The organism is Variovorax sp. RKNM96 (assembly GCF_017161115.1).
GTDB lineage: Bacteria > Pseudomonadota > Gammaproteobacteria > Burkholderiales > Burkholderiaceae_C > Variovorax.
The window spans coordinates 6,857,798-6,883,927 of sequence record NZ_CP046508.1; the positions used below are offsets into that span (position 1 = coordinate 6,857,798).

General features: G+C 67.5%; 20 protein-coding genes. 2 read left to right on the forward strand and 18 right to left on the reverse strand.

What is annotated here, in order from left to right:
• Positions 1 to 54 precede the first annotated feature (54 nt).
• The 11 genes from secY to rplN are packed head-to-tail and all read right to left on the reverse strand — an operon-like array spanning position 55 to position 5,520.
• A complete protein-coding gene (secY, locus tag GNX71_RS32030) occupies positions 55 to 1,368 on the reverse strand; it encodes a preprotein translocase subunit SecY (protein WP_013544107.1) in 1,314 nt (437 codons plus the stop codon).
• 27 nt (positions 1,369 to 1,395) lie between these two features.
• The gene (rplO, locus tag GNX71_RS32035; protein WP_042577479.1) at positions 1,396 to 1,827 is read right to left on the reverse strand and encodes a 50S ribosomal protein L15; all 432 of its coding nucleotides are present in this window, start codon (positions 1,825 to 1,827) and stop codon (positions 1,396 to 1,398) included.
• 11 nt (positions 1,828 to 1,838) lie between these two features.
• Positions 1,839 to 2,024, reverse strand: coding sequence for a 50S ribosomal protein L30 (rpmD, locus tag GNX71_RS32040; protein WP_009124818.1), 186 nt, complete (start codon positions 2,022 to 2,024; stop codon positions 1,839 to 1,841).
• Between the two features lie 25 nt (positions 2,025 to 2,049).
• Positions 2,050 to 2,568, reverse strand: a complete 519-nt coding sequence (gene rpsE, locus GNX71_RS32045; RefSeq protein WP_176661732.1) for a 30S ribosomal protein S5 — start codon at positions 2,566 to 2,568, stop codon at positions 2,050 to 2,052.
• 18 nt (positions 2,569 to 2,586) lie between these two features.
• Complete coding sequence (gene rplR / locus GNX71_RS32050; protein ID WP_176661871.1) at positions 2,587 to 2,952, reverse strand: 50S ribosomal protein L18; 366 nt, start codon at positions 2,950 to 2,952, stop codon at positions 2,587 to 2,589.
• 14 nt (positions 2,953 to 2,966) lie between these two features.
• The gene (gene rplF, locus GNX71_RS32055) at positions 2,967 to 3,500 is read right to left on the reverse strand and encodes a 50S ribosomal protein L6 (protein ID WP_013544111.1); all 534 of its coding nucleotides are present in this window, start codon (positions 3,498 to 3,500) and stop codon (positions 2,967 to 2,969) included.
• 24 nt (positions 3,501 to 3,524) lie between these two features.
• Positions 3,525 to 3,920 (reverse strand): 30S ribosomal protein S8, encoded by a 396-nt coding sequence (gene rpsH / locus GNX71_RS32060; RefSeq protein ID WP_013544112.1) that lies wholly within the window; start codon positions 3,918 to 3,920, stop codon positions 3,525 to 3,527.
• Between the two features lie 20 nt (positions 3,921 to 3,940).
• Positions 3,941 to 4,246 (reverse strand): 30S ribosomal protein S14, encoded by a 306-nt coding sequence (gene rpsN, locus GNX71_RS32065; protein WP_206176122.1) that lies wholly within the window; start codon positions 4,244 to 4,246, stop codon positions 3,941 to 3,943.
• 8 nt (positions 4,247 to 4,254) lie between these two features.
• Positions 4,255 to 4,794, reverse strand: coding sequence for a 50S ribosomal protein L5 (rplE, locus tag GNX71_RS32070; RefSeq protein ID WP_206176123.1), 540 nt, complete (start codon positions 4,792 to 4,794; stop codon positions 4,255 to 4,257).
• An 11-nt stretch (positions 4,795 to 4,805) separates the two neighbouring features.
• Positions 4,806 to 5,138: a 50S ribosomal protein L24 gene (gene rplX, locus GNX71_RS32075; protein ID WP_042577475.1), complete on the reverse strand. Its 333-nt coding sequence runs from the start codon at positions 5,136 to 5,138 to the stop codon at positions 4,806 to 4,808.
• Positions 5,139 to 5,151: 13 nt separating this feature from the next.
• On the reverse strand, positions 5,152 to 5,520 hold the full coding sequence (rplN, locus tag GNX71_RS32080; RefSeq protein ID WP_009124801.1) for a 50S ribosomal protein L14: 369 nt from the start codon (positions 5,518 to 5,520) through the stop codon (positions 5,152 to 5,154).
• A gap of 272 nt (positions 5,521 to 5,792) precedes the next feature.
• Here rplN and GNX71_RS32085 point away from each other — a divergent pair, with 272 nt between their 5' ends.
• Positions 5,793 to 6,905: an esterase-like activity of phytase family protein gene (locus GNX71_RS32085; RefSeq protein ID WP_206179804.1), complete on the forward strand. Its 1,113-nt coding sequence runs from the start codon at positions 5,793 to 5,795 to the stop codon at positions 6,903 to 6,905.
• The gene (gene proC / locus GNX71_RS32090; protein WP_206176124.1) at positions 6,902 to 7,759 is read left to right on the forward strand and encodes a pyrroline-5-carboxylate reductase; all 858 of its coding nucleotides are present in this window, start codon (positions 6,902 to 6,904) and stop codon (positions 7,757 to 7,759) included. The genes GNX71_RS32085 and proC overlap by 4 nt, the downstream gene beginning before the upstream one ends.
• 6 nt (positions 7,760 to 7,765) lie before the next feature.
• On the opposite strand, the gene GNX71_RS32095 is transcribed toward proC, so the two are convergent.
• The 7 genes from GNX71_RS32095 to GNX71_RS32125 all read right to left on the reverse strand — a co-directional run bounded on the left by GNX71_RS32095 (position 7,766) and on the right by GNX71_RS32125 (position 26,022).
• Positions 7,766 to 8,233 carry a MaoC/PaaZ C-terminal domain-containing protein gene (locus tag GNX71_RS32095; protein WP_206176125.1) on the reverse strand — a complete coding sequence of 156 codons (468 nt, stop codon included), beginning with the start codon at positions 8,231 to 8,233 and terminating at the stop codon, positions 7,766 to 7,768.
• A 13-nt stretch (positions 8,234 to 8,246) separates the two neighbouring features.
• On the reverse strand, positions 8,247 to 9,107 hold the full coding sequence (gene ubiA, locus GNX71_RS32100; protein WP_206176126.1) for a 4-hydroxybenzoate octaprenyltransferase: 861 nt from the start codon (positions 9,105 to 9,107) through the stop codon (positions 8,247 to 8,249).
• Positions 9,108 to 9,201: 94 nt separating this feature from the next.
• The gene (locus tag GNX71_RS32105; RefSeq protein WP_277401877.1) at positions 9,202 to 9,783 is read right to left on the reverse strand and encodes a DNA starvation/stationary phase protection protein; all 582 of its coding nucleotides are present in this window, start codon (positions 9,781 to 9,783) and stop codon (positions 9,202 to 9,204) included.
• A 134-nt stretch (positions 9,784 to 9,917) separates the two neighbouring features.
• On the reverse strand, positions 9,918 to 10,883 hold the full coding sequence (locus tag GNX71_RS32110) for a LysR substrate-binding domain-containing protein (RefSeq protein WP_206176127.1): 966 nt from the start codon (positions 10,881 to 10,883) through the stop codon (positions 9,918 to 9,920).
• Between the two features lie 69 nt (positions 10,884 to 10,952).
• On the reverse strand, positions 10,953 to 11,579 hold the full coding sequence (locus GNX71_RS32115; RefSeq protein ID WP_206176128.1) for a sigma-70 family RNA polymerase sigma factor: 627 nt from the start codon (positions 11,577 to 11,579) through the stop codon (positions 10,953 to 10,955).
• A 34-nt stretch (positions 11,580 to 11,613) separates the two neighbouring features.
• On the reverse strand, positions 11,614 to 24,756 hold the full coding sequence (locus GNX71_RS32120; RefSeq protein WP_206176129.1) for a filamentous haemagglutinin family protein: 13,143 nt from the start codon (positions 24,754 to 24,756) through the stop codon (positions 11,614 to 11,616).
• Between the two features lie 282 nt (positions 24,757 to 25,038).
• Positions 25,039 to 26,022, reverse strand: a complete 984-nt coding sequence (locus GNX71_RS32125) for a FecR domain-containing protein (protein WP_206176130.1) — start codon at positions 26,020 to 26,022, stop codon at positions 25,039 to 25,041.
• Positions 26,023 to 26,130 lie beyond the last annotated feature (108 nt).

A 26,130-nucleotide genomic window follows, 5' to 3' on the forward strand; every position in this document is an offset into this window, starting at 1 on the left:
TAAAACTGTTTAACGTGGCGGTCTACCGCCCGATCTCAATACTGAACCACAGCCCTACGATGTCTTGAAGTTCGCCTTCTTCAGCAGCGATTCGTACTGCTGGGACATCATGTAGTTTTGCACCTGGGCCATGAAGTCCATCGTGACGACCACGATGATCAGCAGGGAGGTACCACCGAAGTAGAACGGCACGTTGTACTTCAGGATCAGGAACTCGGGCAGCAGGCAGACGAAGGTGATGTACACCGCGCCGGCCAACGTCAGGCGAACCAGAATCTTGTCGATATAGCGAGCGGTCTGGTCACCCGGGCGAATGCCAGGAATGAATGCACCACTCTTCTTCAGGTTGTCGGCCGTTTCCTTGCTGTTGAACACGAGTGCCGTGTAGAAGAAGCAGAAGAAAACGATCGCGGCAGCGTACAGCAGCACGTAGATCGGCTCGCCCGGACGCAGTGCGTTGGCAATGTCCTTGATCCAGCGGAAGCCGCCTTCACCGGTACTGAACCAGCCAACCACCGTTGCGGGCAGCAGGATGATCGACGAGGCGAAGATCGGCGGGATCACACCGGCCATGTTCAGCTTCAAGGGCAGGTGCGACGACTGGCCGCCATAGACCTTGTTGCCGACCTGGCGCCGCGCATAGTTCACGAGGATCTTGCGCTGGCCGCGTTCGACGAACACCACGAAGTAGGTGACCAGCACCACGACCGCGATGATGAAGAGCGCGACGATCGGATTCATCGCACCGGTGGTCACCAGCGAACCCAGACCTGCCACGGCGCTCGGCAGACCTGCCGCGATGCCTGCAAAGATCAGGATCGAGATGCCGTTGCCCAAGCCGCGTTCGGTGATCTGCTCGCCGAGCCACATCAGGAACATCGAACCTGCGGTCAGGCTCACCATCGCGGTCAGGCGGAAGCCGAAACCGGGGGCGATCACCAGACCGGCCGAAGATTCGAGGGCCACTGCGATGCTGAACGACTGGAACAGGGCCAGACCGAGCGCGCCGTAGCGCGTGTACTGCGTGATCTTGCGGCGGCCGGCCTCGCCTTCCTTCTTCAATTGCTCGAAGGTCGGAAGAACGTAGGTCATCAGCTGCATGATGATCGACGCCGAGATGTACGGCATGATCCCCAACGCGAACACGGTGAAGCGCGACAGCGCCCCGCCCGAGAACATGTTGAACAGGCTCAGAATGCCGCCCTGCTGGCCCTGGAAGAGCGCAGCCAGCTGGTCCGGGTTGATACCCGGCACAGGGATGTGCGCGCCAATCCGGTAGACCACGAGCGCGAGCAGCAAAAAGACGAGCCGACGACGGAGGTCGCCGAACTTGCCTGTTTTTGCGATCGTTGCCGCGTTAGTTGCCACGAAGAACTTCTTTCAGTCCGATGGTGATCAGGCGACGCTGCCGCCGGCTGCTTCGATCGCAGCCTTGGCGCCAGCGGTTGCACCCACGCCCGTCAGCTTGACGGCCTTGGTGAGTTCACCGGTCTTGACGATCTTGACGACCTTGGCGAGCTGGCCCACGAGGCCGGCTTGCTTCAGTGCCAGGACATCCACTTCGGCCAGACCGAGCTGCTCGAGAGCAGTCAGCGTGACTTCGGCGTTGAACTTCAGCAGGTGCGACTTGAAACCACGCTTGGGCAGGCGACGTTGCAGCGGCATCTGGCCGCCTTCGAAACCAACCTTGTGGAAGCCACCAGCGCGCGACTTCTGGCCCTTGTGACCGCGACCTGCGGTCTTGCCGATGCCCGAGCCGATACCGCGGCCAACGCGGCGCTTGGCGTGCTTGGCGCCGGCTGCCGGCTTGATGCCATTGAGTTCCATATCAGTCTCTCTTACAGAACTTTGACCAGATAACTGATCTTGTTGATCATGCCGCGCACCGCCGGGGTGTCTTGCAGCTCGCTCACGCTGTTGAGCTTGCGCAGGCCGAGGCCACGCACGGTCGCGCGATGCGATTCCTTGGTGCCAATCGGGCTCTTGACCAATTGCACCTTGAGGGTTTGTTGTTGCGTCGTCATTTGAATGCTTCTTTCAGGCTTGCGCTTAAGCGAAGATTTCTTCGACGGTCAGGCCACGCTTGGCAGCCACCGAGGACGCGGTCGTCGAGTTCTTCAACCCGTCGAGCGTGGCGCGAACCATGTTGTAGGGATTCGACGAACCATGGCTCTTGGCCACGATGTCGGTGATGCCCATCACTTCGAACACGGCGCGCATCGGGCCGCCGGCGATGATGCCGGTACCCTTGGGAGCCGGGTACATCACGACGGTGGAGGCGCCGTGATGGCCCTGCACCTGGTGATGCAGCGTGCCGTTCTTGATCGGGGCCTTGAACAGATTGCGACGGGCTTCTTCCATCGCCTTCTGCACTGCAGCGGGCACTTCCTTCGACTTGCCCTTGCCCATGCCGACACGGCCATCGCCGTCGCCGACCACGGTCAGTGCCGCGAAACCGAGGATACGACCACCCTTCACCACCTTGGTGACGCGGTTGATCGCGATCATCTTCTCGCGCAAACCGTCCTCAGGACCTTCGTTCTGCGTTCTTGCTTGAATCTTTGCCATTTTGAATCTCGTGTCCGATTAGAACTGCAGACCGGCTTCGCGGGCTGCCTCGGCCAGCGCCTTGACGCGGCCGTGGTAGGCGAAACCTGCGCGATCGAAAGCGACCTTCTCGACGCCGGCAGCCTTCGCTTTTTCAGCGATGCGCTTGCCGATGGCGATGGCTGCGGCGGCATTGCCACCCTTGCCCGAGCCGCCGAGCGAGGCGCGCACTTCGGCTTCGGCCGTCGATGCGGTTGCAATCACCTTGGTACCGTCGTCGGAGATGACGGTGGCATAGATGTGCAGGTTGGTGCGGTTCACCGTCAGACGGGCCACACCCTGTGTCGCGATGCGAATGCGGGTCTGGCGCGAGCGGCGAAGACGCTGTGCTTTTTTGGTCAACATCATTTTGCTGCCCCTTACTTCTTCTTGGTCTCTTTGATCACGATCTTCTCGTCCGAATAACGGATGCCCTTGCCCTTGTAAGGCTCAGGCGGACGAACAGCGCGGATCTCAGCGGCGATTTGACCAACGCGCTGACGGTCAGCACCCTTGATCACGATTTCGGTCGGGGTCGCGGTGGCCACCGTGATGCCTTGCGGCATGTCGATGTTGACCGGGTGCGAATAACCGACTTGCAGGTTCAACTTGTTGTTGGACGCTGCGGCCTTGTAGCCGACGCCGACCAGGTTGAGCTTCTTCTCGAAGCCCTTGGTCACGCCAACCACCATGTTGTTCACCAGCTGACGGATCGTGCCGCTCATCGCATTCGCTTCACGCGATTCGTTGGCCGGTTCGAAGTTCAGCTTGCCGTCATTGCTGACGACCTTGACCAGGGGGTTGCGTGCAAGGTTGAGCGTGCCGCCCGTGCCCTTGACGCTGATCTGGTCTTCCTTGATCGACACATCCACGCCTGCGGGGATGGTGATCGGCATTTTTCCTACTCGGGACATTTCAGTGACTCCTCGATGTCTCGGTTAGGCGACGTAGCACAGAACTTCGCCGCCGACACCGGTGGCGCGCGCCTTGCGGTCGGTCATCACGCCCTGGGGGGTCGTGACGATCGCAACGCCGAGGCCGTTCTGGACTTGCGGAATGGAAGCACTGGCCTTGTAGACACGCAGGCCAGGACGGCTCACGCGCTCGATGCGCTCGATGACCGGACGGCCAGCGTAGTACTTCAGGACGATTTCAAGTTCGCTCTTGCCGGCTTCGGTCTTGACCTGGAAGCCGTCGATGTAGCCCTCGTCCTTCAGGACTTGTGCGATCGCGATCTTCACCTTGGAAGACGGGACCGACACAGTGGGCTTCGCCACCATCTGCGCGTTACGGATACGCGTCAGCAGGTCGGCAATGGGATCACTCATGCTCATGTTGTTTGCTCCTGCCTGGCTTACCAGCTGGCCTTGGTGACACCAGGGATGTCGCCGTTGAAAGCCAGTTCGCGGATCTTGGCGCGGGCCAGACCGAATTGACGGAAGGTGCCACGGGGGCGACCGGTGATTTCGCAGCGGTTGCGCTGACGCGTGGGGTTCGCGTTGCGCGGGAGCTTCTGCAGGCCGAGGCGTGCAGCAGCGCGCTCTTCGTCGCTCTTCTTCAGGTCGTTGGAAATTGCCTTCAGTTCCGCGTGCTTCGCAGCGAACTTGGCAACCAGCTTGTCGCGCTTGAGTTCGCGCTGGATCAAAGATGCTTTAGCCACAGATCACCTCAGTTCTTGAACGGGAAACGGAAACCAGCGAGAAGCGCCTTGGCTTCTTCGTCGGTCTTGGCCGTCGTCGTGATGCTGATATTGAGACCGCGCAGGGCATCGACCTTGTCGTACTCGATCTCAGGGAAAATGATCTGTTCCTTGACGCCGATGTTGTAGTTGCCACGGCCATCGAACGCACGGCCGGAGATGCCGCGGAAGTCGCGAACACGCGGCAGCGCGATGGTCACGAAACGGTCCAGGAACTCATACATCTGCACGCCACGCAGCGTGACCATGCAGCCGATCGGCTGGTTTTCGCGGATCTTGAAACCGGCGATAGCCTTCTTCGACTTGGTGACCACGGGCTTCTGGCCGGCGATCTTGGTGAGGTCGGCAACAGCGTTGTCGAGAACCTTCTTGTCGGCGACTGCTTCACCCACACCCATGTTCAGGGTGATCTTGGTGAGGCGGGGGACCTGCATCGGCGACTTGTAGCCGAACTTTTCTGCCAGGTCTTTCGCGATCTTTTCGCGATAGTGTTGTTGGAGACGTGCCATGTGAGTACCTCTTAGGCGAACTTGATTTCGTCGCCGCTGGACTTGAAGACGCGAACAGCCACGCGCTTGCCGTCAGCACCCTGGGTGATCTTGATGCCCACGCGATCGGCCTTGCCGGTCGCGGCATTGAAGATCGCCACATTGGATTGGTGAATGGGCATGGACTTCTCGACGATGCCACCGGTCGTACCCTTGAGCGGGTTCGGCTTGGTGTGCTTCTTCACGAGGTTCAGGCCTTCGATGACGATGTGCGAGTCGTCCTTGCGGAGCGACACGGTACCGCGCTTGCCCTTGTCACGACCGGCCAACACGATGACCTGGTCGCCTTTGCGAATCTTGTTCATGGCGTTGTTGTCCTTACAGAACTTCGGGTGCCAGCGACACGATCTTCATGAACTTCTCGGTGCGCAGCTCGCGCGTCACCGGTCCGAAGATGCGGGTGCCGATAGGCTCCAGCTTGGCGTTGAGCAACACTGCTGCGTTGCCGTCGAACTTGACGAGCGAACCGTCGGCGCGACGGATGCCCTTGGCGGTGCGGACCACCACTGCACTGTAGATCTCGCCCTTCTTGACGCGACCACGTGGAGCGGCTTCCTTGATGCTGACCTTGATGACGTCGCCCACGCTGGCATAACGCCGCTTGGAGCCACCGAGCACCTTGATACACAGGACGGATTTCGCGCCCGTGTTGTCGGCCACTTCGAGCCGGGATTCAGTTTGGATCATTTCTTGATATTCCCAACTTGTACCGATGAGCCTCCAGGAGGGAGACACCGCGGTCAGTCTTGGGCCCGTCGTCGGCACCTCGAACCACTCGAGGCACTTCCGCTTTGGGCTGAAAGCTTCGCCTTTTAGAAGCGAAGCCCGCGATTATTGCAGGCACTTCTGCCGATGTCAACCGACTCATTACACCATCGCCTGCTGACACTAGACTTCGGAGCGTGCGCGCCACTCCCAAAACCCTTCTTTCGCCCCCTCTTCCCACTCGCCGCAGTCTCCTGGGAGGCGTGGCTGCCGCGCTGGCGCTGGGCCTCGCCGGCTGCGGGAGCGCAACGCCGGTTCCGGGCACCGGGCGCCTGCGGCGCATCGCCGAGGCGCGCTGGGCGCACAGGCTGCATATAGAAGACACCACGGCGGGTGGCCTTTCGGGCATCGACTACGACGCCACACGAGGTGAGTACCTGCTTATCAGCGATGACCGGTCAGACCTCGCCCCCGTTCGCTACTACACGGCCCGCTGGCCCCAGCCGCAAGCTGGCCAGCCAGAGCCGACGGCCGTTGTTCAGTTGCAACGCCCCGGCGGCGGCCCCTGGCCCGACCGCCGCCACGCGATCAACGGACTCCCGGTTCCCGACCCCGAAGCCATCCGCCTGCGCCCGTCCACCGGCACCTTGCTCTGGAGCAGCGAAGGCGACATCGCCCGTGGTTTCGGCCCCGCGCTGTATGAATCGGCGCGCGACGGCCGCTTTCTGCGCGAATTCGCCCTGCCCGCGATGTTCACGCCCGATCCGGCCCAGCGCCGCGGTCCGCGCGACAACCTGACTTTCGAGGGCATCGCCCTCACGCCCGATGGCCGTTTCGCCTGGCTCTCGATGGAAAACGCCCTGATCCAGGACGGCCCCGTCCCCACCACCAGCGCACCCGGCGGCCCCTGCCGCTTCACCCAGGTCGACCTGGAGACCGGCCAGGCCATCCGCCAGATCGCCTACGTCCCCGACGCCATCCCCCTGCGCCCCCTCATCCCCGGCAGCTACGCGGACAACGGCGTGAGCGAGGTGCTGATGCTCGATGCGCACCGCATGCTGGTGCTGGAGCGCGCCTATGCCACCGGAACCGGCAATTCGCTGCGCCTCTACGAAATTGACACCCGCGCCGCCAGCGACGTGCTCGCCACCGATACGCTGGCGCCAGGCAACCACCAGCCCGTCGCCAAGACCCTGGTGGTCGACTTCGCGTCGCTCGGCCTCTCCCGCCTCGACAACACCGAGGGCATGTGCTGGGGACCGCCACTTCCCAACGGCAACCGCCTGCTGGTGGTCGTGAGCGACGACAATTTCAATCCGCTGCAAGTGACCCAGTTCGCCGCCTTCGAATACATCGACCGACCATGACCATCGCCGTGACCTTCCTGCCCCGCACCGCCCCTGCGCCGCTGCCGCCCATCGCCTTCATCGGCGGCGGCAACATGGCCAGCGCCATCATCGGCGGACTGATCCAGCAAGGCACCCCGGCCGACACGTTCGAGGTGGTCGAGCCCTTCGAGGCGGCGCGCACGAAGCTCGCGCAGTCCTTCGGCATCGCGGCACAGGCCGAGGCCGGCGAGGCGCTTGCGCGCTGCGCCGTCGTGGTGTGGGCCGTCAAGCCGCAGACCTTCGCGGAAGCGGCCAAGCCGGTGCGCGCATTCGCTGAGGACGCACTGCACCTGAGCGTGGCAGCGGGCATTCCGTCGGACAGCATCGCCCGCTGGCTGGGCACCGAGCGCGTGGTGCGCGCCATGCCCAACACGCCCGCGTTGGTCGGCCAGGGCATGACCGGCTTGTTCGCGCGGCCGGACGTCACAGGCGCCGATCGCGCGCTCGTCAGCCAGTTGCTCACGCCCACGGGCGAGTTGCTCTGGGTCGATGCCGAACCCGCGCTCGATGCGGTCACCGCCATGTCCGGCTCGGGCCCGGCCTACGTGTTCTATTTCATCGAGGCGATGACCGAGGCCGGCGTCGAGATGGGCCTCACGCCCGACCAGGCCCAGCGGCTGGCCATCGGCACCTTCACCGGCGCCTCGGCGCTGGCGCACAGCGCGACCGAGCCGCCTTCGGTGCTGCGCGAGCGCGTGACCTCCAAAGGCGGCACGACCTACGCGGCGATCACCTCGCTGGAAGGCGCGGACGTCAAGGCGCAGTTCAAGACCGCCATCCGGGCCGCGCAGAAGCGGGCGGCCGAACTGGGCGAAGAATTCGGGCGGGGCTGAGCCCGATCAGGCCGCCAGCGCGCGCGGCCCGAGGAAGAACAGCCACTCGGCCGCCAGCGTGACGGTGCCGTCCTCGAGTTCGAGCAGCACCTCTTCCTTCAACAAGAAACCGTCTTCCCCCTTGGGCGTCGCGCCAAGAATGCGCACCCGCGCCCGAAAACGCGCGCCCACCGGCATCGGCCTGACAAAGCGCAGGCGGTCGAAGCCGTAGTTCAGCGCGTGGTTCGAATCAAACGGCAGCAGCGTGCGCATCGCCTCGCCGGTCAGGCGGATCAGGTGCGCGACCTGGAAGAAGCCAGGCACGATCGTTCCGCCGTAGTTCGCCTCGCGGGCCGCGCGCCCCGGATCGAGGTGGATCCATTCGTCTTCGCCATCGCCCGACAGCACCGCGTACCGGTCGACCATCTCTTGGGTGATGACGTGCCACTCGGACAGGCCCTCCTGGCCGATCTTCTGCGTCAGGCGGTCGAGCATGTGCGTTCTTCTTTCAGCGAATGGCGTAGCCGGCCACGACGCCGGCGAACACCGTGAAGCCCAGCCAGTGATTCAGCCTGAAGGCCTTGAAGCAGCCGTCGCGCGTGCGCTCGCGAATCAAGCGCCAGTGCCAGAACGCCTGTCCCGCAGCGATGGCAATCCCCGCGAAGAACAGCGCGCCCAACGAGCGACTGGCACCGGCCCACGCCCAGATCGCCAGGAAGATCGCGTAGCTCAACATCACCGCCGCCACGTCGAAGCGGCCGAAGGTGATGGCCGAGGTCTTCATGCCGATCTTGAGGTCGTCGTCGCGGTCGACCATCGCGTACTCGGTGTCGTAGGCCAGCACCCAGAACAGGTTGCCGGCCAGCAGCCACGCGGCGAACACGGGCACGGTGGACTGCACCGCCGCAAAGGCCATCGGAATGCCGAAGCTGAAGGCAATGCCCAGCACCGCCTGCGGGATCGACACGAGGCGCTTGGCGAACGGATAGATCAGCGTGATGGCCAGCGCAGCGAACGACCACAGCACCGTCACCCGGTTGGTGGTGAGCACCAGCCCGAAGGCCATCAGCGCCAGCACCGCGCCCAGCGCGAGCGCTTCCTTGACCGACAGGGCGCCGCTCGTCACGGGCCGCTGGGCGGTGCGCTTCACATGGCGGTCGAAATCGCGGTCGGCCACGTCGTTGACGCAGCAGCCCGCGCTGCGCATGAGGAAGGTGCCGAGCGTGAACACCACGACCAGTTGCCAGCCCGGCCAGCCCTCGGCCGCAAACCAGAGCGCGCCCAGCGTGGGCCAGAGCAGCAGCAGCCAGCCGGCAGGGCGGTTCCAGCGGATCAGGTCGAGGTAGAGCGCGAGACGACGGGCGAGCATGCGGCAAAAGAAGAACGAAAACGACAGACGAAAAAAGAGCGGCCATTGTGCCGCTCTCGGTTTCATGCCCCGGTTTCCGGGAATCGCCGCGAGCTCAGTCCTCGAGCAGCGAGCGCAGCATCCAGGCCGTCTGGTCGTGCACCGTGCAGCGCGCGGTCAGCATGTCGGCGGTCGGATCGTCGCCGGCCTCTTCCGCCACGGGAATGAACTCGCGCGCGATGCGCGAGACCGTCTCGTGGCCCTTGACCAGGATGCGCACCATCTCCATCGCCTTGGGCGGGGTCTGCGGCACGTCGGGCACGGTGGCGATCTTGCTGAACTCGGCGTACGAACCCGGCGCGTAGTGGCCCAGGGCGCGGATGCGTTCGGCGAGCACGTCGGTCGCGCCCCACAGCTCGGTGTACTGGCCCATGAACATCGCGTGCAGCGAGTTGAAGTGCGGACCGGTCACGTTCCAGTGGAAGTTATGGGTCGTGAGGTACAGCGTGTAGGTGTCGGCCAGCACGCGGCTCAGGCCTTCGGCGATGGCCGCGCGGTCCTGGCGCTCGATGCCGATGTTGATGATCGGCGCGTTGCGGCTGCCGGACTCCTGCGCGACGATGGCGCCGCCCTTCTTGGGCACCTTGCCCGAGGAGGCGGTCGATGCTGGCTTGGTTTTCTTTGGAGCTTTGGCCATGGCGAGTGGTCTTTCTTCAAGTTGAGAGGAACATGTCGATTCTCGAAGCCGGCACGCGGCTTCGCAACAGCGTCACTCTATCCCAGCGATCAACGATTCAAAACGGCCGGCACGTAGGCCAACGTCGCAAATCGTCAGGACAAACGCTTGACGCCCGGCAGCTCGCAGGCATAGATCGCATTGCGCAACGCGGCAATGGCTTCGTAGCGCGTGAAGGTGCGCCGCCATGCGAGCACGACGCGGCGCGTGGGCGGATCGCGGTCGTGCGCATCGCGCACCGGCAGGTAGCGCACCATCTGCTCGGAGTCCTTCTTGCCCTTGGCCTTGGGCTTGAGCGCCTCGGCCGGCACCGACAGGCGCGGCACCAGCGTCACGCCCATGCCCGAGGCCACCATGTGCTTGATGGTTTCGAGCGACGAGCCCTCGAAGCTCTTGCGGATGCCTTCGGCATTGCTGGAGAAGCGCGCGAACTCGGGGCACACCTCGAGCACGTGGTCGCGAAAGCAGTGGCCGGTGCCCAGCAGCAGCATGGTCTCGTTCTGCAGCTCTTCCGAGGTGATCGATTCGCGGCCGGCGAACTTGTGATTGACCGGCAGCGCGGCCATGAAGGGCTCGTCGTACAGCGGCGCCATCGCAAGGCCGGTGTCGGGGAATGGCTCGGCCATCACGGCGCAGTCGATCTCGCCGGCGCGCAGCATCTCCAAGAGCTTGGCGGTGAAGTTCTCCTGCAGCACCAGCGGCATCTGCGGCGTGCGCGCGATCACCTGGCGCACCAGGTCGGGCAGGAGGTACGGGCCGATGGTGTAGATCACGCCCAGGTTCAGCGGGCCGGCCAGCGGATCTTTTCCGCGCTTGGCAATTTCCTTGATGCTGGCGGCCTGGTCGAGCACGCTTTGCGCCTGCTGCACGATCTGCTCGCCCAGCGGCGTGACGGTCACTTCGCCGGCGCTGCGCTCGAAGAGCTTGACCTCGAGTTCGTCCTCGAGCTTCTTGATGGCCACCGAGAGGGTCGGTTGGGAGACGTAGCAGGCCTCGGCCGCCTTGCCGAAGTGCCGTTCGCGGGCTACTGCGACGATGTATTTGAGTTCGGTGAGAGTCATAGCTTGCGTCAATTATGCGCAAGGCTCCGTGACCCGGCGTTGTCAGGGGTCAGGAACTGCCGACGCGATTCATGGGCGACTCCGGCTGTGCGCACGACCCAGGCGGCTGGTCGCCGTCCCCATCCTGGGCAGGGACGCGGCGCAATGCTCCATGGCCTGCCGCAATGCGGTATCCACGCCGCGAAGCGACAACTGGTAGCGCGAGGCGACTTCCTGCCGGGTCATTTCATCGATGCGCAGCGCCACCAGCACCGCACGGTGCCGACGCGGCAACTGCTTCATCACACGCTCCACCGCTTCGATGTCCGAGCGCACTTCCGCAATGGAGTCCGGGCCCGGCGCGGAGTCGGGCAGGCCCTCGAGTTCGAAGTCGACGTCGCTCGCGTATTGCCAGGCCCGGTTGCTGCGCAAGCGATCCATCGCCACATTGCAGGCGACGCGATAGACATAGGCTTCGGGACTGAGGACCGCCTGCGCGGGAATCCTGTCGCCCAGGCGCAGCCATGCGTCGTGCAGGCTGTCGCTGGCCAGGTCGGGATCGCCCAGGAACCGCTGGAGCCGTTGGTGCAGGCGCTTGTAGTTCGCGGCCAGGACGTCGCGCAGCGCCACGCCGCCCGATCGCGCCGCGCCATCGTCGGCCGCAAGGACTTCTTCGCCCTCGGCATGCGGCGTTTCGAAGCAGAGCACGGTATTCACCACGAGGCTGCGAGGAAAAGGGCGCGAGGAAAAACTACTTGCCTTGCCGCAATTCACGCTGCTCCGCCTCCGACAGCTTCGACATCACGGCGGGGTCGAACGCATCGCCGTGCGCGGCAATCTGCACAAAGCTCTGCGCATCGTAGGCAGGGCGTTTGCTGTTGCTGCTTTGCGGGCCGCCCTGCTGCGCCGGGGTCGACGACTTTTCGCTCCCCTCCGCCGGCTCGTTGCCGAAGCCCAGCACGCGCACGGTAAAGACCGAGGGCAGGGCTTTTCTCGATTCGGCACGTTCCCGCTGCATCACGTCCTGCGCCGCGGCCGCCGCCGAACTCGCAGCCGCGCTGGCATTGGTCAGCGCGCCCACGTTCACCGCCGCCACCACGGGCAGGCCCGCCGACTTGCCCTGCACCTGGATGTTCTCGGCGTTCACCACACGCAGCGCGGCGATGTTCACGTTGCCCGACACCCGGATGCCCGCCTCGCCCGCATCGATGGTCCCGAGCGGCGCGATCAGGTCGATATCCCCGGGCGGCACTTCGGGCAGCGGATTGAGCGTTGCGATGCCCGCGCCCGTGCTGGGCACGTCGGGCGAGATCTTCATGTTGCCGATGTCGTCGTAGACCTGGCGCGGCGGCGTGAAGACCACGGTGGTCTTGGAGCCGCGGCCGGCATTGATGTCGCCCTCTGCCGACCAGGCCAGGATGTCGCCGCCGAAGGTGGTCATGACGCGGCTCTGGCCCAGCAGGATGCTGCCCAGCGCATAGAGCTGGATGCTGCCCTCCCCGCGCGTGATGAGGCCCGCCGTGGAAGGCGGCGCTGCGCCTTCCACGCCGTAGGTCTGCGCACCGCCGGGCGTCAGCACCTGGATGTCGCCGCCCAGGTTCGTGTGGATGCCCGATCCGCCGTAGATCAACAGGTCGCCCTGGTAGGCGTTCGGCTGGCCGTCGGCATTGCGCTCGGGGAACATCGCGGCGATGGCATTGCGCCCGCGCAGGTAGCTGCCGGAGCGCGGGCTGTCCGCGTTGTTGTATTCGCGTCCGCCCTCGCGCAGTTCGGCGAAGTAGACCTGCCGCGCGAAGATGCGCTGCTGCTCCGGTGCCAGGGCATCGAAGTAGGCCAGCGACTCCTCGGCCGTGCCCGCGAAGCCGTAGCGTTCGGACAGCCATGCGGCCAGTTCGGCGCCGTAGGTCTTGACGACCTTGCCCGGCTGGGAGGCCAGCGGCGTGCCGGTCGCGGCCAGGTTGCCGGGTTCGAGGTACTGCCGCAGCAGCCCCGTGTAGTTGACGCCCTGCGGTCCCACGCCGGCCTGGACCACGATGCCGGCGCCGGGGCGCGCATCGCTCGCGATCACCGGGCCGATGCTCGTGAGATTGGCCCGGTCGTTCTGGATCAGGTTGCGGCCCGCGGAGATCTCCAGGGTGCCGGGGCCGGCGACGTCGAAGTTGGCGTACAGGATGTCGCGGCCCGCTTCGATGACCGAGACGTCGTTCTTGTTGGTGTGGACGATCAGGTTGCCGGCCACCGTTGCGGACACGGAGGAGTCGCTCGTGAAACCGCTGACCGAGGACAGGGTGTCGCCGATCCGCGTTCCCGCGTAGACGATGTCCCGCCCGGCCCGCGCGGCGATGGGGCCGGCCGCCACGTAGTCGACCTCGTTGACGCGCGCACCGCCGTTGTACGTCGCCGTGGTGCCCGTTCGCAGCCCGACGATGTCGCCATGGAGCGCATAGAAGCGGGACGGGCCGGATGCGCCGTCGGACACGCCGACGCTGCCGCCCACGCTGTTGATGCCGAAGGCGAGCAAAGGCGACAGCCCGAGGCCGACTTGCGGGCCGGTGGCGCTGGCGTTGGTGACCAGCGGCGCGCCCGATGCATCGGATCCGACAAAGCCCGGGTGATGGATCGTTGCCATGGCCGACGCATTCGCACCCGACGAACTGATGGCGTAGCCGCCGCCATACAGCGAATCGCCCGCCAGCAGCTCGATGCGGCGCCGGCCCAGCGGCGCCAGCAGCAGGCCGCCGTTGTCCCACTGGGTCGCACCGCCGAAGGTGTTGAGATACGCCGCCGACTGGCCGTAGTAGATGCTGCCGGTGCCTGCCACGGCGCTCACGTTGCCCGGCAGGAGGAACCAGCCGCCGTTGCTCGTGTAGTCCCAGTTGGCCGTCAGCGGTTTCGCGATCGTCTCGCTGGCGCGCGTGTCGAAGGCCAGGTTGCCCCCCGCAGCCGAGAGGTTGACCGCCGTCCGGTCGGTCCACAGCGTGAACCAGCTCTGTCCCGTTTCACCGTTGCCGTTGGGCGACGTGAAGGCGATGCCGTTGGGCGTGCCGACCAGGCCGGCGTCTCCCGTGCCGCCGAGCACCAGGTCGCCGCGGCTGGCGATCGTCGCGCTCGCATCGCCCTCCATCAGCATCAGGCCGCCCGTCGCGCGGGACTGGCTGGACGTGTAGGCACTCGGTGCCCGGACCTCCCTGGCATCCTGAGCGGCACCGTAGAACAGCTGGATGGTGCCGATCTGCCCCGCGCTCATGGCGATTTCGCCGCGCAGGTTGACCAGCCCGCCGTACAGCTCGTGCGTCTGCGCCACGCCGGTGCTGCTGTTGGCCAGGCGGCCCGCCATGCTGCCGTTCCATCCGCCCCCGATGCGCACGTTCAGATCGCCGCCGCCGGTGAGAACCAGGCTGTCGTCCGGAAGCACCCGGCCCGTGCTGCCGACGGCCAGCACGATCCCCTGGCTGCGTGCCGATTTGCTGCCCGGCGCGTTCTCGTCGGCCACGCCGGTCGAACGGGTGGTGATGACACCGGCGTCGCCGCCGACGCGGATCGTGGCATTGCCGCCGCCCAATGTTCCCATCCCGGTGAACCCCGTCACGGCGGGCCAGAGCGAGGAATTGGCGCGCGGATCGATCGCGTACGTGCCGAAGTTGAGCCACCATGCCGTGGGCACGTCGTTCACGCCCGCGGTCCCGCCCGTGCCCTGGCGCCACAGCCAGTTGCCCACGCTGGCGCTGGCCGCGGCCAATTGGCTGCTGGCGCTCCAGGAGTCCCCTGTGAGGTTGCCCCCGACATCGACCCACAGGTTGCCGCCGCCATCCGGATACCAGGCCTTGTAGAGGCTGTCCGTGCCGCTGACCAGCTTTTCGTAGCCGCCGGCCAGATCGCCGGCCGCCGTCCCGAGCACCGACGTGCCGCCGGCCACCCGCCCGCGGGACTGGTTGTAGGCCGCATCGAGCGCGGCATCGCCCAGCCGGGTCTGCGTGCCGGCGGTGTAGACCCCATACGGCGACTGCATCGAGAAGTTGCCGCCCGCCGCGATGTCCAGGTCACCGGTGCCGGTGCGCAGCACGCTGAAGACCGGCGACTTCGGGGTGACGGCAACCACCTTGACCGTGCCGTTGGTGCCGATCGCGACGCATTGCTCCGGCTGCAGCTCGCAGACGTTGAAACTTGGGTCCAGGTACTCCGGCCCGACCGGGCTGGCACCGGGCTGGCCATAGAGGTTGTCGCCCGCCCACAGCCAGGACACCTGGACGCACTGGTCCGGCTGCAGTTCGCAGACGTTGAAGCTCGGGTCCAGGTACTCCGGCCCGACCGGGCTGGCGCCGGGCTGGCCATAGAGATTGCCGTCGGTCCAATACCAGACCCCTCCGCCGCCGACCATCTTCTTTTCCCGATAGACGGTGTAGTGGGTGTCGGCGAGCAGGATGCTGCCCGCATCCAGCCGGGTCAACCGGCGATCGGCCGCATCGAGATCGGCGCCCGCAACGAGCCGCAGGCTCCATGACTGCGAGCCTTCCGGCAGCATCTGCGCCACCGCCCAGTTCTGTGCCTGGCGGCCGGTCGAATCGGCCGGCCGCAGATCGACCGACAACGCATCGTCGGGCAGCACCACGTTCGTGCCGGCGGCGATCAGCGCGCCCACCGGCAGCGTGAGCGCGCCGGACTGCACCATCGCCACCGGCAGCGCCGCGCCCTTCGGCCAGGTCAGCTGCAGCAGCGTCACCGCCACGGGCAGGCGCGCACCGGCCAGCAGTTGCGCGCCTGGCGGCAGCTCCAGCCCGCCGGTGCCCACCATCCGGCCCGCCGGCAGCAGCACGCTGCCGTCGGGCGCGCGCACGTCCGCCGCGAGCACCGTGCCGAAGGGCAGCGTCAACCCGCTGTCCAGCGTGATGGCGCCGGGCAGCACGGTGCCGGCGGGCAGGGTGACGTCCTTCACCGTGATGGCGTAGTTCAGTGTCTTGCCCGCCGGATAGGTCGTGCCTTCGGCCAGGGTGACGCCGGCCACCGGCACCACCACGTCGCCGCCGAAGGCCTGCACGCCGGAGGTCAGCAGCCAGCCGCCGTCGTCGGGCGTTCCGGGCGGGGGCGCGAAGCCGTCGTTGATGCTGCCGTAGATCGACAGGTCGCCGCCGGCGCGCAGCGTCAGCGCGCCCACCTCGCCCGAGCCGTACACGCCGGTCTTCTGCGTGTTCGGGTTCAGGCTGGCATAGCGCAGGCCCGACAGGTCGAGGTCGCCCTGCACGACGAGGTCGCCGTCGGGCGTGGCACTCACGATCTCGATGGCCGGGCGCAGGTGGAAGGCATCGCGGTAGGCAGCGTTGTTCAGGCCGGCCAGCCGGGTGCCGAGCAGATCGGTATTGCGCAGCGCGGCATCGACGAACAAGCCGGCTTCGTCGTTCTTGCCGTTGAGGTAGTTCTGGTCGATGACCTGGTAGGGGCGACCGCTGGCGGCCGCATCGGTGCCGAAGGGTGCGTCGGCATAGCGCTGCCTGCCGTACACCGCGATCGACTTCGCGCCCTGAATGTTCACGCGGCCGCGGGCATCGATCGCGATGTCGCCGAAGGTGGCCGCATCGGCGTCGGTGGCCAGGCCGCCGCTGCCGATGCGCGGTGCGAACAGGTCCAGCGTGCCGCGGTTCCTGCCGTCGCCGCCGCTCGAGCCGGTGCCGTGGCGCAGGTCGATGCGCGCGCCGTCGGCCAGGGTCAGGGTGCCGGTGCCGGAGTCCAGCTCCACCATGGCCCGGTTGGGGCTGTCGATGATCTTGCCGTAGCCGTCCACGCGCAGCACCGTGCCGTGGGCATCGAGCACGGCGGTGTTCGCCAGCGTGAGGCCGTGGGCGGCCGCCAGGCGGATGCTGCCGACCTGCTCGCCGCTCGCGTCGATGGTGCCGGCCACCTCCAGGCGGCCGTTGTCCAGCGAGATGTTGATCTGACGAGCCTTCAACTCGTTGCCGATGCGCAGGTCGCCCTGCTTGAGCTGGAAGCTGCGCTCGCCCATGAAGCCGCCGTCGTTCAGCCGGTTGTTGAGCGCCGCGAATTCGTCGGTGAGCGCGCCGCCGCTGCCCAGCTGCTGGGCGCGGATGTCCACCCCGCCCGCGCGATAGGGCACCAGGGTGCCGCCCGCGTCGTAGCGGCCGCTGGCGCCGGCACGCAGCGTGCCCTGCAGGTCCACGCGGCCGGCCCCTTCCGCCAGTGCCGTTGCGCTGAGCAGGCCCGCGTTGTTGTTCTGCGCCGAGAGGTCGATGGTGGACCCTGCCGCCTGGGTGATGTTGCCCGAGGTGCTGCGCAGCGTCGCGTCGCCGCCCCACGAATAGCGGTGGACATCGAACAGGGCGATGTCGCGGCCGGCCAGGTCCAGCCAGGACGAATTGCCCAGGACGATGTCGCCGTCGGCCGTGACGGAAAGCTTGCCGCTGGGCAGCGCCACCGTGGTGTCGATCCGCACCGCCCGGCCGGTCAGGCTCAGCTCGGCGCCGGCCTGCACGTCGGCCGCCAGGCTCGTGGCCCTGGCATCGGCTGCGCCGCCGGCCGGCGCCAGCAGCTGCAGGGTGCCGCCCGCGGTGATGCTGTTGACCGAACCGCCGGCACCGGTGATCAGCGGTGCCGTCAGCACCAGGTTGCCGCCTTCGCGGCGCGGCCCGTTCGCATCGGCCACCTGCGACTGGTACACCGACAGCGATCCCTTCCGGTTGGCGGTGATGCGCTCGCCGGCGCTCAGCTGCACATCGGCAAAGCCCAGGATCGTGCGGCTGAAATTGTCCACGCCGCTGGGCTGCGCGGTGGCGTCGTAGCCGAACTCGATCACGTCGGCATTCACCGCCAGCTTGCCGGCCCCGGTGCCGCGGCCGCCGACGATCGGCGCCGGGGCCTCGTTCGCGAGCCCCGCCCAGGTGAGCTTGCCGGTGTTGATGGTGGCGACATCGCCCGCCTCGCCGTGGCCGTAGATGGCCGGTGTGGACAGCACCAGGTTGGCCAGCGATGACTTGCCGGTGGCGCGGTCGATGGTGTCCAGGCTGACATTGCCAAAGAGATTCACCGACTCGCCCGCCGTCAGCACCAGCCGCTCCAGGGCCGGCGCACCGTAGGCGGTGTCGCCGCGCAGCAGGCGGTCGAGCACCGTCTGGTTCAGCGTGAGGCCGGTGGTGAGCGCGCCTTGCGTGGCCGCGGCCGCCAGGTCCGACTCGCTGCCGGCGTTCACGGTCCCGACGGCCAGCACGAGGTTGCGCGTGCCATAGCGCACGCTGTCGCCGAGCTGGAAATCGCGGCGGGTTGCGGCCAGCAACGTGCCTTCCGAATAGAGCTGGGTGGTGCCGGTGCACGTGATGCCGCAGACACCCAGCGCGATCGGGCCAGAACCGATCGACGAGGACCGGTCCGCTTCGGGCGCCAGCACGTTCAGCCAGCCGTTGGAAGCCGCCAGTACCGAGGCCGAACCCGGCCGGTAGAGGTAGCCATCCGTCGAATCGAAGGCCACCCTGCCGGTGCCGATGGTGTTGATGCCCGCACCGGTTTCGACGGTGATGCCGCCTTCGGTGTTGAGCGCGACCAGAAACACCTCGGGTGCCTTCAGGACGGCGCCCTCGCGCAGCACGATGCGGCCCGTCTGCCCCACCACGTCGACGTAGTTGCTGAGGTTGGGGCCGTTTCTCTGCGCGCCGTAGGTCGACGACAGACGGCCGCCCACGACCAGGCGGGCCGCGCCGATGGCGTTGAGGTCCCCCGCGTGCAACGAGAGCCCCTCGAAACCGCCGGTGGGCGAAGCGCCATTGGCGAGAACCTCGATCGCCCCGTCTCCGACATTGAGCCCTTTCGCCACGATGTCGGCCGTGCCGCCGCGTCCGCCCTTGCCCGGCGTGAAGTTCGCCAGCCCCTCGAAACTGAAGGAACTGCCGGCTTCGGAAGGCAGCTGGAAGACCAGCGTCCTGGCGTCCGCCGGCAGCATGGCGCGCACGGTCCCGGCCAGTGCGGCCTGCTGCTGCACGAAGTCGGCATAGCTGGTTTCGTTGTACTGCGAGTACCTGCGCAGCATGTCCCCGGGCGTGATGACCAGCGCGCTGGACAGGCTGTCGGCCATGCCCGTGTTGGCGGTGCCCAGTTGGCCGGCCACCGCGAAGGAACCGTTGCGCATCGGCAGGGCCCGGCCGGGAACCAGGCCGGTCGCCGCGCCATTGACCTCGACCCGGAAGGCGCCCGGCAGCAGCGCGTAGTTCGACGGCAGCAGGGTGTAGGTGCCGGCGGCCAGTCCCGGGATGTCGCCGGCGCCGATGGTGACCTGCTGGCCGATCCGCGGATCGACGGCGCCGCCGCCACCGGCAGGGGCATAAGCCGAGGCATAGCCGGGCACGATGGCATAGACCGGATTGCTGTCGAGCCCCGGCAGCACGAAGCTGTTGCGGCCGGTCTGCATCAGCGGATTCATCCGCGCGTCGGTGGAGCCGCCCCGACCGGAAACGAAGCCGGCGCCGCGCAGGTCGCCGCCGCCCGACAGGTCCAGCACCGCCCCCTGCTGCGTGGCGATGTTCCGGCCGGAGACCTCGATCGTTCCGGCGCCGACGCCGAGCAGGGACACCGGCGTTCCCAGGTCGCTGTAGGTCACGCCGTCGGCGGTGCCGCCATAGGGCATGACGAGCCCGGCCGCGCTCACGGAAGTGAGGCTGCCGCTCGCCAGGTTCACGGAGGCGGTCTGGCCGAACGTGCGGGACACATCCGTGCCCAGGGTGATCGAGCCCAGCGGTGCACGCAGCACACCGTGCTGCTCGATGTTGGCGGCCCCCATCGTCAGGGAACCGAAGACCGAGTAGGGCAGTGCCGGGTCGGCCGCCTGTGGGTCCTGGCGCTCGATGACCAGGCGCCCGGCCGGATCGTAGGCCTCGGCGCTCGCACGACCTGCCAGCACGCGCGCCGACACGCCGGTGGCTGGGTACAGCTGTGCCGCGCGCAGCAGGATGTCGCCGCTGCTGTTCAATTCGACATCGGTGGTTGCGCCGTCCTGCAAACGGCCGCCGCCCACGAAACGCAGGTCGCCCTCGCTCACCAGGTTCAACTGGCCGAAGCCAGCCCGCTCCACCTTCGACGAACCCACGGTGTCGTTCAGACCCAGCGTGACGGCACCCTTGATGTCGATGAGCTTTGCCTGCGCGTTCAGCACCGCGCTCGAGTCCAGCGTGCTCACGCCGCCCTGATAGGAAGGACGCACGAAACCATCCCGCGCCGCGTTGTCGACGATGCCCGCCAGCAGCATGTAGGGGGCGGACAGCGACACGTTGATCGTGGGAGCTGCATCGCTCGCGACGCCCAGCGCGCCCGAGTAGATGCGCAGCTCCCTGTTCATCGCCAGGTTCACATCGCCGCCGAAACTCACCAGGCCGTTGCTGTACAGGGTGAGCGAGGAGAAACCGCCGTCCTGCACCTGGTTCACGCCCAGTGCGCCGTGGCCGTAGAGCCGCCCCGCCGCATCGGATGCGCCCGGCGCGCGCTGCTGGACGATGCCCAGCTCGCGTACGGCCAGCACCGCCCTGTCCACCGTGGTCGGCTTTTCATAGAGGGGCGCCTCCAGCGCCACCGTGAGGCTGCCGCCCGCCGCACCCGCGCCGCCCGCGTGGGCTCGCAGGCTGCCGTCGATGTACAGGCCGTTGGCCGAGGCGAGCTGGATGCTGCCGCCGTCGCTGGCGACGGTTCGGGTTCCCGTGCCGTCGACATCCAGCCGCGCCGAGCCGCCGGAGGCATCGAGCACCGCGCCCTCCCGGATCACCACGAAGGCGTCCGAGGCGACGGAGCGGCTGTCCGACGCCTGCATCGTGCCGCCCACGACGATGCTGCCGCCGTCGGTCAGCAGGCCGAAGGGTCGGCCCCGTGCATCGGTCGCCGTGAGGGACGCGGCCGATGCATCGAGGACCGCATGTTCGCCCAGCAGGATGGCGCGCGTGCTGGCCACGCCATCGGCGCCGGCGGTGCCGATCTGGGGGCCCAGCAGGCTGATGCGTCCTCCCTGCGCCTGCAGCAGGCCATCGACCGTCAGGTTGCCCTGGCTGGACAGGGCCAGCGATTGGCCGGGATCGACCCGCACGGCGGCACCTTCGCCCACGTCCAGGCCGCGGCCGTTGCCCGACGCCAGCGCATCGGCGATGCCCGCCGCCAGCGAGAGGCCGGCGCCACGACGCTGGTCCAGCGTACGGGTCGTCGGATGCGCCTGGTACAGGTCGGGCAGCCAGGTTTGAAATGCCCCCCGGATGTCGGCCCCGGGCGACAACGCGGAGGTGTCCGCCCGAAGCACCGGCATGTTCACGTCCAGCGCCACGCCGTCGGGCACGACCAGGCCGTTGTGCGCGCGCACGTTGTACTGCGCGAACCCGGTCTGGAACAGCCCGGTGGCCAGCGTGGTGGTGGCCGCCACCGCGGCATCCATCGGCAGCACCGAGCCGGCCGCCAGGCGCGAGCCGGCCTCCATCTTCACCGTCACGTCGAAGGGCGCGCGATCGCCGCTGCGCAGCACCACCGTGCGGTCCTGGATCGGCAGGCCGTTGGGGAAGACATTCGACGGAACGATGTACTCGGCGAAAGCAGACGCGACTGCGCTGTCCGCTAAGAACGAAACGGAGGAGCCCGCGGGGATATGGTCCAGTATCGGGCCGCCCTCGGCCTGTATCTCGATGCCCTGAGCGGTTCGTATCGCGAATATTCCGTCGATGTAGATGCCGTACCTGGTGGAGGAACCCAGCACCGGAGGCACCCAGTCGGCTGCGAGCACGGTGTTCACGCCCGGACTGGGCCCAGTCGGGCCGACAGCCTCGCCAGGCCGCGCGACCGTCGAGACATAGCTGTAGTCGACGGGCAGCACGCCGCCCGCCAGCACATGGATATCGTGGCCTTCCAGCAGGACCAGGTCGACGAGCGCCGAGTCCCCGGCCCGCAGCACGCCGTCGACCGGCGTCAGGTTCCCGCCGATGGAGATCGCGCTCGCCGATTCGATTTCCAGCGTGCCGCCGCCCTTGACGCCATAGCCGCGAATCTCGCCGTCCAGCGTGAGGACGGCGATGGCATTGCCCGCGCCCGTGCTCGTCAGGCCCGAGGCCAGCTGGACGGAGCCGCCCTTGCCGCCGCCGATGCTGCCGTCGGCCATCACGGCCGCGCCCGAGGACACGTCGATCACCGACCCGGCCGCCAGCGTCACGCTCTCGGTCGAGCGGATGCTGACCGTGCCGCCGTCGACATGGGCCAGGCCGGCCGGGTCGCCCTGCGCCAGCCGCAGATCGCTGAAGCGGCCGCTGGCGTCGAGGGTGACGCCGTCGTGCACCCGCACACCGCCTTCCACGCCGGCGGGAACGGCGATTCCGATGTCCTTGACCAGGCCCGCGAGGTCGGTCTGCTTCAGCACGTTGCCAAGGCGGAGGGTGCCGCTGTGCGCGGTCAGCCCGGCCGCGACATCCAGCGCCGGCGCATACAGCACGATCTCGCCGCCGTCGGCAACCTGCAATGCATTGCGGACCTCGATGTTCTTTTTGGCCGCGATGCGCACCGCCCCCAGGTCCGAAGCGCTCAGGCTCGCGGCATCCAGCAGCACCACGCCCTTGCGCTCGGGCGCGACCTCGTCGGCCAGCTGCAGGCCATCGGCCACGCCCTGCGTGAGCTCGCCCAGCGCGACCTCGTCGAGCAACGGCGTCAGGCCGTAGCCAAGCGTGCCCGTCGCCGTGTCGTACACCGGACGGTACTGGCCGAGGATGAGCTGGCCGCGCCGCGCCGCGGCGTTCTGCGACTGGTGGTAGCCATCCAGTCCCTCCTGCGCCGCCTGCGTCTGCTGCGGTCCCTGGTAGGTGTCGCCGACGATCGTGCCTTCGAGCGCCGCACTGGTGGTGGCCACCACCAGCTTGCCGGCATCGCGGCCCACGGTGTAGCCGTTCTCCAGCCGGCTCTGCGGCGCGATCAACGGGTTGTAGAAGTACTCGGCCGCCTTCTTGCCCCAGCGCACGTGCGTGTTCTCGAAGCCGCGGTACAGCCCGTCGTAGAGCAGGTCGCCCGGCGCGCCGGACACTTCGTACAGGCGGCCGTCGCTGCCCTTGAGCCAGCTCTGCCGGATGATGCCGGTGGCCACGTCCAGCGTGCCGCCCGACAGGTTGATGCTGGAGCCCGCGCGCGTCACCAGGTCGCCGCCGGTGACCGTGACGGTGCCGCCCTGGGCCATCCACTCGCCCACCGAATGGCCGCTGGTCGACAGGTAGCCGCCGACCTCCAGCAGGCCGCCCGCCGTGTACCAGCGGTCCGTGGGATAGCCGTTGGTGCCCGTCGGCACGAAGACCAGCCTGCGCCGGTCGACCCACAGGTCCAGGCTGTTGAGGTTCCTGGTGTCGCGGTTGATCGGCGCATCGCGCTGCTCGTTGCCCTGCGCATTGATCAGGATGTTGTTGCTCTCCATCGAGACCTTGACGCCCACCGCGCCCGACACGTCCAGCTGGGCGCCCTTGGCGATCAGCGTGCGCTTCGGCGAGGACACCGCGATCTCGCCGCCCGTGGCCAGCGTCATCGAGCCGCCCTGGAATTCGACCGTGCTCCCGCTGACGATCTCGACGCGCGAGAGATCGCTGCGATCGACGACGCCGCTGAGGTTGTCGAAGACGCCGGCGGTGAGATTTCCCGCGCTGCCGATGCGCTTGAGCGCCGCGTCGCGCTGGCTGTCCAGCGCCGTGCCGTTGCCCGCGTCGAGCACGATGGCGGTGGTGCTGCCCTCCGCCACGGTGACGGTGCCGGTCTCGTCGCCGGCCCGGGTCGACAGGTGCACGGTGCCGCGCTTGCTCGTCGAGGTCGTCGCCACGATCACGCCTGCCTGCGTCACCGAATGGCCTGTCAGCGTGACGTCGCCGGTGGTGGCCGTGATCAGGCCGGTGTTGACGACGGTGCCGGACGCACTGTCGGCGGCGCGCGAGGTCGAGACTTCGTTGCCCGCGGTGGTCGAGCCCTGGTTGGCCTCGGTGCCCACGCCCTTGCGGATGGTGAAGCTGTCGCCGGCGGCCAGCACGGTCTGGCCCGAAGGCGTGGTGATCTGGCCCGCGTTGCGCACCTCCTTGCCCAGCAGCAGCACGTAGCCGCCGCCCTGCGTGACCGATGCCGGCGCATGCGTCGCGATCTGCGCGCCGGCCTGCACCACGACCGCACCGGCCGCATCGGTGAACGTGGGCGCGCTGCCGGTGGTGTCGACGTACAGGCCCTTGTCGCGGAACTGGTCGTCCGTGATCTTCGCGGCGGCCGCCACCAGGTTGCGCGTGTTGACCTGGCTGGTGCCCGAGAACACCACGCCGTTGCGGTTGGCGATGAGCACCGTGCCGTCGGCCTTGATCTGCCCCTGGATCTGCGAGGGGCGCGCCTGCGGATCGTTGACCCTGTTGAGCGCGACCCAGCTCGGGTCCTGCTTGAAGTCGACCGTGGTGTTGCGCCCGACGTTGAAGGTTTCCCAGTTCAGGATGGCCTTGTCCCCGGTCTGCTGGATGGCGACATTGGCGCGGCCATCGACCTGCGACTGCACGGGCGCGTTGGCGTTGTGCCAGCCGGCCGTGAGGCTGTTGCTGTCGACCTTCAGGCCGCCGTCGGCCAGGCCATCCGGCACCGACGGATCGTTCGCGGCCGCCTGGCGGGCGGCCGCCTGTGCGGCTTGCTGCGCGGCGATGCTGCGCGCCGCGAGATTCAGGTTGTTGATGGAGCGGTCGAGCTGCTCGTTGGCGCGCTGCTGCTGGGCCTGCGGATTGCTCAACATCGACGCCGGCCTGCCGTCGGGCAGGCGCCCGGTCTGCATCGCGTTGTTCTGGATCAGGTTCTTCTGGGCCATCCAGCCCGGGCTGAAGGCCCGCTGGGCCTGTGCGCTGCCGATCATGCTTCCCGCCGCCAGCGTCAGCGCAATGGCCCGCGCCATCGGCACCATCGTGAACCTGGGGCTTCCTCCGCGTACCGACTGCCGATCCCTGCCTCTGCGCCCGCGCGTATTCATGTGAGTTCCTGTCACTGAAATATCGAAGCCGATCCGGCCGCGCGGGTGCTCGCGCAGCCGGCCTCGGAAGATCCCGGGATCCACGGCTGCCTCGGCGCCCACGGTTCGGGATTGATTTTTCTAGACGGCTACCGATCGGCGAATCCGCAGCAAAGGCACGTATTTTTTTCTGACACCGGGAAACGCAGGAATGCCTGCGCGACCTTGTCAGCTCAGGACGAGCACGCCCGCGGGGAACGACCGCGCGCTGAGATCGAAGGTGTGCTGAATCTGCAGCAGGGCTGTCTCGATCTCGGCGATCTTGATGCGCGCGGTGACGGACTTGTCGCGCAGCGCCTCGCCCATCAACACCACGCGCCCGGGGCGATAGCGGTTGATCTCTTCCAGCACGGCATGCAGCGGCGTCTGCCTGAACACCATCTCGCCCCGGCGCCAGGCCGCCGCGCTGTCCGCATCGGCGGCACCGATCTCGCTGATGTTCCGGCTGTCGTACACCGCGAGTTGCCGCGCCAGCAGCAGGCGCCGGCCCGCCGGATGCTCCACGCTCACCTGGCCGTCCAGGCAGGTGACGCGCGTGCGCCCGTCGAGGTACCTGACCTCGAAACTCGCCGCCCTGGCCATCACCCGCCCCCGCCCCGCATTCAGGCGAACGAGCCCGGCGTCGTCGGGCACCTCGATCTGCGCCTCGCCTTCGATCAGCTCCAGTCCGAAGGCCTGCTCCGGGCCGCCCACGCGGCGCAGGCTCGTGCGCGTGTTCATCGCCACGGTCACGCGGTCCTCGAGCGACACCTCCCGCTGCTCCCCCACCGCGGTGCGGTAGTCGGCATCCCACTGGTCGGCGGCAGGCCACAGGCCGAGCGGCGAATAGGCGGCAATGCCCGCAGCGGCAGCCCCGCCGATCGCCGTGCCGAGAAAGGCACGCCGGCCGAGGCGCGGGCGATGCAGCGTCTTGCGGTGATAGCGCGCGGCCTCCACATGGGTGCCGAGCACCCGGCCCGCGGCCGATTCGAGCAGCCGCCACTGCCGCGCCGCTTCCTGGAAAGCGCCGAGGTGGTCGGGGTCGGCATCGCGCCAGCGCCTGAACGCCTGCGCCTCCCATTCGCTGACATGGCCCGAGGTGAGCTTGCGCACCCATGCCTGTGCGTCCTTGAGCACATCAGGCAGGTTGGCGAGACTCTCGGGTGTGGTCATTGCTTCGTTTTCAAACAGCATTTCGGGCCTCGCGGGGTGACCGGGCACCGCTGCAAGGCCTCCCCCTGTCCTCTAGACGAACGGCAAGACACAAAACCGCTGAAAAGA

What these genes read in the sequence shown, in the direction of transcription:
- rplO (WP_042577479.1), bottom strand. Translation starts at nt 1,827, where the DNA reads ATGGAACTCAATGGCATCAAGCCGGCAGCCGGCGCCAAGCACGCCAAG.
- rpmD (WP_009124818.1), bottom strand. Translation starts at nt 2,024, where the DNA reads ATGACGACGCAACAACAAACCCTCAAGGTGCAATTGGTCAAGAGCCCG.
- rpsE (WP_176661732.1), bottom strand. Translation starts at nt 2,568, where the DNA reads ATGGCAAAGATTCAAGCAAGAACGCAGAACGAAGGTCCTGAGGACGGT.
- rplR (WP_176661871.1), bottom strand. Translation starts at nt 2,952, where the DNA reads ATGTTGACCAAAAAAGCACAGCGTCTTCGCCGCTCGCGCCAGACCCGC.
- rplF (WP_013544111.1), bottom strand. Translation starts at nt 3,500, where the DNA reads ATGTCCCGAGTAGGAAAAATGCCGATCACCATCCCCGCAGGCGTGGAT.
- rpsH (WP_013544112.1), bottom strand. Translation starts at nt 3,920, where the DNA reads ATGAGCATGAGTGATCCCATTGCCGACCTGCTGACGCGTATCCGTAAC.
- rplE (WP_206176123.1), bottom strand. Translation starts at nt 4,794, where the DNA reads ATGGCACGTCTCCAACAACACTATCGCGAAAAGATCGCGAAAGACCTG.
- rplX (WP_042577475.1), bottom strand. Translation starts at nt 5,138, where the DNA reads ATGAACAAGATTCGCAAAGGCGACCAGGTCATCGTGTTGGCCGGTCGT.
- rplN (WP_009124801.1), bottom strand. Translation starts at nt 5,520, where the DNA reads ATGATCCAAACTGAATCCCGGCTCGAAGTGGCCGACAACACGGGCGCG.
- proC (WP_206176124.1), top strand. Translation starts at nt 6,902, where the DNA reads ATGACCATCGCCGTGACCTTCCTGCCCCGCACCGCCCCTGCGCCGCTG.
- GNX71_RS32095 (WP_206176125.1), bottom strand. Translation starts at nt 8,233, where the DNA reads ATGCTCGACCGCCTGACGCAGAAGATCGGCCAGGAGGGCCTGTCCGAG.
- ubiA (WP_206176126.1), bottom strand. Translation starts at nt 9,107, where the DNA reads ATGCTCGCCCGTCGTCTCGCGCTCTACCTCGACCTGATCCGCTGGAAC.
- GNX71_RS32105 (WP_277401877.1), bottom strand. Translation starts at nt 9,783, where the DNA reads ATGGCCAAAGCTCCAAAGAAAACCAAGCCAGCATCGACCGCCTCCTCG.
- GNX71_RS32110 (WP_206176127.1), bottom strand. Translation starts at nt 10,883, where the DNA reads ATGACTCTCACCGAACTCAAATACATCGTCGCAGTAGCCCGCGAACGG.
- GNX71_RS32120 (WP_206176129.1), bottom strand. Translation starts at nt 24,756, where the DNA reads ATGGCGCGGGCCATTGCGCTGACGCTGGCGGCGGGAAGCATGATCGGC.
- GNX71_RS32125 (WP_206176130.1), bottom strand. Translation starts at nt 26,022, where the DNA reads ATGACCACACCCGAGAGTCTCGCCAACCTGCCTGATGTGCTCAAGGAC.